3 protein-coding genes and 1 pseudogene are annotated in these 7,114 nt (G+C 55.2%); 2 read left to right on the forward strand and 2 right to left on the reverse strand.

Going from position 1 to position 7,114, the window contains the following annotated elements:
• The first annotated feature begins 271 nt into the window (after positions 1–271).
• Positions 272–1,535 (forward strand): annotated as a pseudogene (istA, locus tag NKI85_RS28075) (IS21 family transposase).
• A gap of 555 nt (positions 1,536–2,090) precedes the next feature.
• Here istA and NKI85_RS28080 read toward each other — a convergent pair.
• Positions 2,091–3,161, reverse strand: coding sequence for a hypothetical protein (locus NKI85_RS28080; RefSeq protein WP_352779301.1), 1,071 nt, complete (start codon positions 3,159–3,161; stop codon positions 2,091–2,093).
• A gap of 18 nt (positions 3,162–3,179) precedes the next feature.
• The gene (locus NKI85_RS28085) at positions 3,180–6,422 is read right to left on the reverse strand and encodes a hypothetical protein (RefSeq protein ID WP_352779304.1); all 3,243 of its coding nucleotides are present in this window, start codon (positions 6,420–6,422) and stop codon (positions 3,180–3,182) included.
• 164 nt (positions 6,423–6,586) lie between these two features.
• On the opposite strand from NKI85_RS28085, the gene NKI85_RS28090 reads away from it, so the two are divergent.
• A complete protein-coding gene (locus NKI85_RS28090) occupies positions 6,587–7,027 on the forward strand; it encodes a hypothetical protein (protein WP_352779307.1) in 441 nt (146 codons plus the stop codon).
• Positions 7,028–7,114 lie beyond the last annotated feature (87 nt).

Genomic DNA, 7,114 nt, shown 5'->3' on the forward strand with positions numbered 1-7,114 from the left:
GGAATGACTGGGCACCCGCCTTCAGCCAGTCGCCGCTGCGAAATTTCAGAGTCATCGGCCCAGGGCCGTCCGAGGCGATCTTGCGTCGCAGCCTGAAGATGAAACCCGAGCAGCGGTAGAGCCCCTTGTCGATGCCAGCTCAATACTCCCCAGAAGTGCTGTTTGAATCTTCCCCAGTATAGCGCTGCCGCCGGTCTTCCGGAGCGCGCTCCGGGAGACCGGCGGCGCGTAATCGTTGATGCTTCTCCTGATGGTCGGGAGAGGGATTTCGGTGATCAAGATCGGGGAGATGATGATGATACTGGATTTGCATCGGCAGGGCCTGTCGGTGTCGGCGATCGCCAGGGAGAGCGGGATCGACCGCAAGACGGTGCGCAAATACATTGCGCGCGGGCTCGAGGCTCCGGCCTACGGACCACGCAAGCCGCGTCAGGCGGTGATCGATCCCTTCACGGCCTATCTTCGCGAACGCGTCACGCGATATCCCGGACTCACCGGCAGCCGGCTTTTCCGGGAACTGAAGGACCTCGGCTATGGCGGCGGCTACACGGCCGTCACCGACTTCCTGCGCGACGTCCGTCCTGCCGCGGGCGGAGCGTGGATACGAGGTTCGCTTCGAGACCCCGCCCGGCGAGCAGGCGCAGGTCGACTTCGCCCAGTTCAATGTCGTCTTTACCGATGAGCCGACCACGCCGAGAATCGTCTGGCTATTCTCCATGGTGCTTGGCTTCAGTCGCCTTATCTGGGCACGCTTCGTCGTCCACCAGGATCTGCCGACTGTCTTGCGCTGCCATGCTGGGGCTTTCGAGGCGCTGGGCGGCGCTCCTCGCGAAGTGCTTTACGACCGTATGAAGACGGCTGTGATCGGCGAAGGCGATACCAGCGGCATCGTCTATAACCGTGCCCTCGTCGATCTTGCCCGCCACTATGGTTTCCATCCCAAGGCGTGTCGGCCTTACCGCGCCAAAACGAAAGGCAAGGTCGAGCGGCCGTTCCGCTACATTCGCGAGGACTTCTTCCTGGCCCGGTCCTTTCGCAATCTCGAAGACCTGAACGCCCAGTTGCGTCATTGGCTGGACACGGTCGCAAACCCGAGGGTTCACGCCACCACAAGGCGTGTTGTCAACGAAGCTTTCGCCGAGGAGCGGGCCGCGCTGCGGCCGCTGCCTTTGGCTCCGTTCCGATCGGTCCTAAAGCTCGAGCGACGTATCAGCCGGGAGGGCATGGTCAGCGTCGGCGGCAATTTCTACAGCGTGCCCGACGCCACCAGGCGCCGTGTCGTCGAGGTACACACGCTGGCCGAAGAGTTGCGCATCTTCGAGGACGGCGCACTGATTGCCGCCCATCCTATTCTCGAAGGCCGGCACCAGCGTCATGTCGAGCCGGGTCATCGCAACATCCACGTCCACAAGCGCCGACAAAGACTGAGGAACGACGAGGTCATTCTTCATGGCTCGGGCGACAGGGTCGCTCAGCGCCCGCTGGCCTTCTACGACGCCGTCGCCCGGGTGATGGCCAAGGAGCAACGTCCATGACGAACGCGCTCGACACCACGCCATCCACCATCGTAGCGAGTAGCCGAATTGCCGTCGCTCCGCTGCGACGGCCTTCATCGCCTCGCGCAACGGTTCATCGTCCGCACGGTTGGGTATAGCGCACCGTCGAACGGTCGATCTTGAAGGCCTGGCACGCCCGACGCTGGCTCGCCCATGCACCTCGCAGGCATGAACCACCGCCTTCCGCTTCCCATCGGATGTCACCGTTTTTTTGCGGCGACATCCTTCAGGATCGCGTTGTCCAGCAACTGCTCGGCAAGCAGCTTGTTCAGCCGGAAGTTCTCGTCCTCTAGAGCCTTCAGGCGACGTGCGTCCGACACCTCATGCAGCCGAACTTCGCTTTGAACCTATAGAAAGTCGCTGCCGAGATGCCGTTATTGCGGCAGACATCCGGCGTCTTCGCACCGGCCTCCTGTCCTTCAGCATTCCGATGATCTGTTCTTTCGTGAACCGTGAGGGTCGCATCGTCCGTCTCCTTGGTCGACGGACTCTACCAAATCTGGAGGAAGTTCAGGGTCTCAGGTCATCGATGCACTAGAACGAATTGAGCATACTCGATGAGTAAATGCCGTAACGTCGACCTTCCGCATCTACCTCTATATTCAAATACTTCTTGTAAAACTCCACATGTTTCCATGTCCTAGAACTCACTGCCATAATCGGCGGATCGCCCTGGTAGTATTCTGCATAAGTGCCCACCAAAGCGCCAATTCCTGTCACCCCAGTCGCAGCCGCCAAGCGAAAGGGATAAGATTGCGCCAAAATTGCCCAAAGTGATTTTTTTAGAACAGGGAACGGAATTTTTAAGCTCCTTGTTTTAATCAGATTTTGCGGATCAAATTCAAGATACGACGACAGTTGAACTGTTGCCTCAATCTCCTCTTTGGTCAAATTCGACAGTTTGACCACATCTGTTTCCTTAATACTCGAATAAGATCGCTCTACTTTCGACAGAAATTTATTCACTGCATTCGGAAAATTACACCCCCAAATCCAAAAATAGCCCGTTGTTGTAAAAGCCTTTGCAAACAGCTTGGCTTGTGTTGGCGACATCGTAGGGCTGATGAAGTCCTTGCCAGCCCGGCCATCTTTGTCGTCGGGATCGCGTATTCCTGACTGCCGCGACGGATCGTTCGCATCCTCCCTAAGGTCATCGAAGCTGTTAACAAGTATGGGGCCGCCATGCCAGCCATGCGAAAATATGCTGACCTCCTGAAGCGTGCCAGGATTTTTGTCCGCAATGGCATATATGTGTTTGTAGATGTCTACGATCGACATCACGTCCGGCTGGCCGTCGAGAAAGTAATAATGGGTTTTTAAGAGACCTGTCACTGGGTCCTTTGTCTGCTCCGATCGGTACGATTTTCTAGAAACCGGAGCGAAAATCTTCTTTGGGTCTGAGTTTACAACTGCATATTTTCCATTTGACCATCGAACTTCAGTGGTCTGTCGCGTTCCTTTCCGCACATCAAAGACATCTATGACGAGGTCTTCGCCACGCTTCTTTCCCGCCAGGATCCCTTCACGCCGTTTCCCGGCAAACTCTGCAAACGGCGCTCCCCCAAATTCGTAATCCACCCCAACACAAATTGTGTGCCTCCGCATGTGATCACCTTGCCCAGCTCAGACGCCTGGCCACGAACCCGCGCTGCGCATCGCGTCAAAGTGGGTGAGTGCCCGCAGGGTGCAAGGTCCGACGATTCCATCTATCTTAAGGGGGCGACCCAAGAGAGGTTCTGCACCCAGCTGATTGAACCGGACTTGCATTGCGCGAAGGATGGATTTCGACTCCTTTAAGTGCTTTTCCGGGTCTCCCGTCTGAGGTATAGCGTAACCCAACTTTCGAATGGCGTCGGCAATCGGAGCGGCGTTTGGCCACTGCGCCGCGTTGTACGGGACGCCACTACAAGTTTCATCGGACGGTACGAAGACTTTCGAGGCAGGAAACGCCACGGGCCATTCAGGCAGTTTGCCGTTCTCATCGAGTATCACCAGGGAGGTCGGTATTTTGAATTGCCATGGATCACCGTCAGGTACACCTGAATCGGGCGCATCTAAGCTCTCTTTGATCTCGTCGATTATGTTAACAAACTTTGGTTCGCCGAGTATGGGAGGCTCGGTTCCGCCCCAACGAACCCCAGTCTCCAGATAATACAGCACGTCCCCTTCGTGGGCCGGACGAACCGGCAATACCACCCTCGCAAAGCCGGCATTCAGGAACCTCGAGAACAAGGCGTCACCGCCGTCCGCTGAGAGTTTTTGTTTCCATTCGCTTTGGCGAGCCCAGAAGTATGGATAAAAAACATACGTCATCTGCTCCCACTCGAAGCTCTGTTGAAAGAAGAGCGCATAGTCGCCTTGGTTGCGAGCAGCCGCGTAGTCGATCTCCGGCCAGTCAGTCGACGGATTATTTACTACCGCTCCCATTCCGGCAAAGTGCTGCAGCGTCAATATTTCAATCGAGGCGCGCTGAAGTTCACGCCGCTCGATGTCCCGTGCCTCTTTGTCGGGCTTCAAAGTCATCACCGTCTCTGAGGGGCGCCGCGACCGCAAATAATCCTGATACTCAGAGACGCGTAAGCGGTAAGCCTCCAAGATCGCCTTGTAGGTGCTCAGTTGCCACTGCTCGAACAGGAAATCGCTGGGAACCGACACCACTGTCGCATTGACATTATAGGTGGTGGCGCGGAAGGGGGTGACCATGAGCGGAATTTCACCACTCGAGGCATAAGACAGGGATCGCATCGGCCAATTCGCGTCGTTCGAGTCCCAGATCTCGTCCCCAATGTGCACGTAAAGACTGCTGCCCGCCGTACCCAACCAAGTGGCGCCTGGGCCGGCATAAGTCGCAATCCAACCGTCAGCCAGGGTAAGAGCCGTTTTGGCAGTATCTGCATTTGTTCGCGTCGCAAATCTTGCCAATTGTATCGATGGAGGAGGGTTCTCGACCTCAGCACCGTACTTGCTCGCAATACCCGTGTAATTCGACCGGGTGATTTGATTGGACTTGATTATCAGGGGCTCAGGTTCAAGCACGGCGTTTGGATCGGTTGACTTGATTGTCTGGCTATAAAGATAAAGTGCTGCAGGTTCTGGCACAAGAAACTCTAGCATAAGTCGTTTGCCATAAACATTGACCTGGGCCCCATAGCACTTGTCAATCCAGCGATATACCCCAACTACATTTTTATTTTGAGCAGAAAGAGTGTGGCGATTCGTCTCCTCGATCTCCAAAGTTGTCTTCCGTATTCTCTCCTCACGAACGCGTTGCTGGACCTTTTCGACAGACCTGTTGACAACTTCTCTGGCAAAAGTTCTGGATATCTTACTGCTCTGTTCGTGAGACGAACTGTCCGAAAATTTGGTGTTAGCGGAAATAGAAACCGCGCCGTATGACGCGGATACAGTGACGCCGGCTTCGTTCTGGCGTTTGTCAGATATTGCCGAGGACGACTCATCCTTCATTTCGAATCGATCAGTTGTCTGAAGGTCTTTTTCAGTAGATACAGACTTTTCCTGTTCGTATGTTATCGTTTCTTCTGTTTTCTGCTTTACAGAGTGTAACCGTTCTTTCTGCTGCCCCTGAAGGACATTTTCAACGTGCCCCACCTCGCCAGCTTCATAACGAAGCAAATTCTGCTTTACGGTTTTCAGGTCTCCGACACCCAGGGGGCGAACGTTGGCATTGACGGCAAGCGATCCGATTCCGCCTGGGCGCGCGAAATTTGGAGGCGCTAGTGCCAGCGGCAATGTTGCAATCTTCGCTGTCGGTATATTTCCCGACCTTGCCAGTTCCTCCGCGAGAATATTCATCTGGCTGCTTATGGTGCCAATAGCGTCGACGCTTCCCAAGCCGAACGTCGTGCGCCCGATATCGATCACACGCTGGTCCAGCTTGGCGATCGTCCGGACAATATCCACGTTCTCTACATTGTTTGCGCCCTGGACCGCGCTAAAGTCCGAAACCAATAGCGCCCTGGTGGACGGGCTGAGCGACGTGTTCGGAATGGTCGCTGTATCAAACTTGGCGGTCTTGGACATCGCGACGTCACCAGCCGGCACTATGGCGATGCCTCCCGGCAATGGTGCCGCAGGGACCGGCGCTATAGGAGCCGGGGCCGCCACGATTATCGCGATTCCGTCTATCAAAGCTCGCCTGAGCTCCTTGAGCGCCAACTCGGCGGCCAGCAGCTTTCCGAGCAAGCTGTTTTGCAGTTCGCGAGCGGAGGTATCCCCGGCCGGTAGCGGGGCGATTGGCTTCAGACTGCGTATGTGGTTCGTGTCAATGAGGTCCGTCCCTATCGCAATTGATGCGACAGCAAATGCGGCTAGATTTGGCGGATCATCCGCCTGTTTTTGAAGGGCGAAAATCGCTGCTGCGATACGCAGTGCGGATGAAACTGTACTGAGGAAGGTGGGGTCGGTCACTGTTCCATATATCGATAGGATTGCCGACGCCAGATACAAATCCCAAGCCTTGGAGGCAGGCGTAATTAAATAGTTAGCGTCATTCGCCGCCCCCTTATGTGCGGTGAGGAAAGCATTGAATTTCGCCAGAACCATCTCGGGAGATGTCTGTTTGGATAACAGTATTTCCTCGTATTCATTAACGGCATCCAGATATCCCCCGCTCAAGTTCATCACGTTTCGCGCGAGGTTCGGCAGACTGGCCGCAGCCACCTGGTCAACTTGATAGGTGGCAGGCTTCGCCTGGGCCAATCCCTTCAGAACTGTCTCGAAGGAAGTTTCCGGAAAACCCAATATCCGCCGGTCTACAACATATTGGTGGCGACTATCGCGATCCGGCCTAGGCGCGCGAACATCAAGAAATTGAAACGCATCGATTGAGACAAAGCCCGATTCCATGACGCCCCCCGTCTATGTCGTCTCTATCAAGCAAACCTATTCGAGGAAGGTCAGACAACGCAATAGCGAAGGTCGAAGAAACTATAGCTGCTGCATGGGGGTTGCTATTGTAGCCACCCCAGTGTACGGTTCAGCTGCGAAGAAATATTGTCGGGGGGCGGTGAATGCGGCAGCTTACTGCTGTGGTTTGTTCGTTTGTGGCTTTGTTGCAAGGTTCAGAGACAGCTCTTGCCCAAGATGTACCGGTTCCAGCACCAAACATCTGGCTTGTCTACGGTGTTATCGGCGCCGTCTTCTTGTTCGCGTTGATGGGCTTTGGATATGTTCGCCGGGCCGTCTCAGAATCCACATTTTCTCTTGGGGAAGCTCTTTCTGAGGAAGATTCTTTGTCCGTGATGGAAAAGGACGCCATGGGCAACAAGATTCCAAAAGTAGGCTCAGATGGAAAGCCCCTGATGGCGACAGTGTTGGTGGGAAGTACTAGCAGGGTAATCGCTCTTTCCGGAAGCATCATGATCCTGTTGCTATTTACCGGGGCTGGTGTGTTTGTACTGTACTATTTTGCTTTAGGGCTAGGTGTGCCGAAGGAGGCGATGTCACGGTAACTTCTTGTGAGGAGTCGCTGGGGTAGACGCCGGTCCATGAATGACGCGCTCATCAGCTACAAACGCCACCGCTTTCCCGCCGAGATC

Origin of the sequence: Mesorhizobium sp. M0571, from assembly GCF_040320985.1 — a bacterium.
Classification (GTDB): domain Bacteria; phylum Pseudomonadota; class Alphaproteobacteria; order Rhizobiales; family Rhizobiaceae; genus Mesorhizobium.

Bases quoted from the DNA above. Each gene is read 5' to 3' on its own strand.
- NKI85_RS28085 (WP_352779304.1), bottom strand. From the start codon at position 6,422: ATGGAATCGGGCTTTGTCTCAATCGATGCGTTTCAATTTCTTGATGTT.
- NKI85_RS28090 (WP_352779307.1), top strand. From the start codon at position 6,587: ATGCGGCAGCTTACTGCTGTGGTTTGTTCGTTTGTGGCTTTGTTGCAA.
- NKI85_RS28080 (WP_352779301.1), bottom strand. From the start codon at position 3,161: ATGCGGAGGCACACAATTTGTGTTGGGGTGGATTACGAATTTGGGGGA.